This window comes from Rathayibacter sp. AY1B4 (assembly GCF_002932815.1).
Lineage (GTDB): Bacteria > Actinomycetota > Actinomycetes > Actinomycetales > Microbacteriaceae > Rathayibacter.
The window spans coordinates 1-2,792 of sequence record NZ_PSWN01000047.1; the positions used below are offsets into that span (position 1 = coordinate 1).

The following is a 2,792-nucleotide window of genomic DNA, read 5'->3' on the forward strand; positions in this document are numbered from 1 at the left end:
GTATGAGTGTAGTGATTATCAAGTTATCGGCTTATTAGTACCGGTCAGCTCCGACAGTCTTTAGTCCTGTCTTCCACATCCGGCCTATCAACCCAGTCGTCTGGCTGGGAGCCTCTCCCCCGAAGGGATGGAAATCTCATCTCGAAGCCGGCTTCCCGCTTAGATGCTTTCAGCGGTTATCCGTTCCGAACGTAGCTAATCAGCGGTGCTCCTGGCGGAACAACTGACACACCAGAGGTTCGTCCATCCCGGTCCTCTCGTACTAGGGATAGATCTTCTCAAATTTCCTGCGCGCGCAGCGGATAGGGACCGAACTGTCTCACGACGTTCTAAACCCAGCTCGCGTACCGCTTTAATGGGCGAACAGCCCAACCCTTGGGACCTACTCCAGCCCCAGGATGCGACGAGCCGACATCGAGGTGCCAAACCATGCCGTCGATATGGACTCTTGGGCAAGATCAGCCTGTTATCCCCGAGGTACCTTTTATCCGTTGAGCGACAGCGCTTCCACAAGCCACTGCCGGATCACTAGTCCCGACTTTCGTCCCTGCTCGACTTGTCAGTCTCACAGTCAAGCTCCCTTGTGCACTTACACTCGCCACCTGATTGCCAACCAGGTTGAGGGAACCTTTGGGCGCCTCCGTTACTCTTTGGGAGGCAACCGCCCCAGTTAAACTACCCATCAGGCACTGTCCCTGAACCCGATTAGGGTCCGAAGTTAGATATCCAGAGTGACCAGAGTGGTATTTCAACAATGACTCCACGAACACTAGCGTGCCCGCTTCAACGTCTCCCACCTATCCTACACAAGCCACACCGAACACCAATACCAAACTATAGTAAAGGTCACGGGGTCTTTCCGTCCTGCTGCGCGTAACGAGCATCTTTACTCGTAATGCAATTTCGCCGAGTTCGCGGTTGAGACAGCTGGGAAGTCGTTACGCCATTCGTGCAGGTCGGAACTTACCCGACAAGGAATTTCGCTACCTTAGGATGGTTATAGTTACCACCGCCGTTTACTGGGGCTTAAATTCTCAGCTTCGCCTTGCGGCTAACCGTTCCTCTTAACCTTCCAGCACCGGGCAGGCGTCAGTCCGTATACATCGTCTTGCGACTTAGCACGGACCTGTGTTTTTAGTAAACAGTCGCTTCCCACTGGTCTCTGCGGCCATCGAACGCTCCCGGAGCAAGTCCGTTCACGCCTCAGGCCCCCCTTCTCCCGAAGTTACGGGGGCATTTTGCCGAGTTCCTTAACCACGATTCTCTCGATCTCCTTAGTATTCTCTACCTGACCACCTGAGTCGGTTTGGGGTACGGGCAGCTAGAACCTCGCGTCGATGCTTTTCTTGGCAGCATAGGATCACCGATTTCGACTTGCGTCTACCCATCAGATCTCAGGCTATATGAACGACGGATTTGCCTATCGTTCGCCCTACATCCTTAGACCGGGACAACCATCGCCCGGCTCGGCTACCTTCCTGCGTCACACCTGTTAATACGCTAAACGCACCAGCACGGGGTCGTACGCTAGGCCCAACGCTTCACCCCGAAGGGATCCATCAAAGGGATTCAGATACTTAGCACTACTGGATTGTCTTGGGCGGTTCTTCGCCGGTACGGGAATATCAACCCGTTGTCCATCGACTACGCCTGTCGGCCTCGCCTTAGGTCCCGACTTACCCAGGGAAGATTAGCTTGACCCTGGAACCCTTGGTCTTCCGGAGGACGGGTTTCTCACCCGTCTTTCGCTACTCATGCCTGCATTCTCACTCGTGTGGCATCCACGGCTGGTTCACACCGCCGCTTCACTCGCCACACGACGCTCTCCTACCCATCAACACGGCTGGACCACGAAGGCCTACCACTAATGTCAATGCCACAACTTCGGTGGCGTGCTTGAGCCCCGTTACATTGTCGGCGCGGAATCACTTGACCAGTGAGCTATTACGCACTCTTTCAAGGGTGGCTGCTTCTAAGCCAACCTCCTGGTTGTCTGTGCAACTCCACATCCTTTCCCACTTAGCACGCGCTTAGGGACCTTAGTTGGTGGTCTGGGTTGTTTCCCTCTCGACTATGAAGCTTATCCCCCACAGTCTCACTGCTGCGCTCTCACTTACCGGCATTCGGAGTTTGGCTGACGTCAGTAAGCTTTTGGGCCCCATCGGCCATCCAGTAGCTCTACCTCCGGCAAGAAACACGCAACGCTGCACCTAAATGCATTTCGGAGAGAACCAGCTATCACGAAGTTTGATTGGCCTTTCACCCCTATCCACAGCTCATCCCCTCCATTTTCAACTGAAGTGGGTTCGGTCCTCCACGACGTCTTACCGTCGCTTCAACCTGGCCATGGATAGATCACTTCGCTTCGGGTCTAGACCCTGCGACTGAATCGCCCTATTCGGACTCGCTTTCGCTACGGCTGCCCCACACGGGTTAACCTCGCCACAGAGCACTAACTCGCAGGCTCATTCTTCAAAAGGCACGCCGTCACCCCTACAAGGAGGCTCCGACGGTTTGTAAGCAAACGGTTTCAGGTACTATTTCACTCCCCTCCCGGGGTACTTTTCACCTTTCCCTCACGGTACTTGTCCGCTATCGGTCATCTGGGAGTATTTAGGCTTATCAGGTGGTCCTGACAGATTCACACGGGATTTCTCGGGCCCCGTGCTACTTGGGATACTCTTCACGCCATAACACCATTTCGACTACGGGGCTCGCACCCGCTCTGGCCAGGCGTTCAAACCTGTTCGTCTATGATGCGCTGTAACGTTCACCGGCCGGCAGACCGGAAC

1 rRNA gene (running past one end of the window) is annotated in these 2,792 nt (G+C 54.8%); it reads right to left on the reverse strand.

The window, feature by feature from the left end:
- Nucleotides 1–14: 14 nt before the first annotated feature.
- Nucleotides 15–2,792: ribosomal RNA gene (locus C5D66_RS16585) — 23S ribosomal RNA — on the reverse strand (it continues 160 nt past the right edge of the window).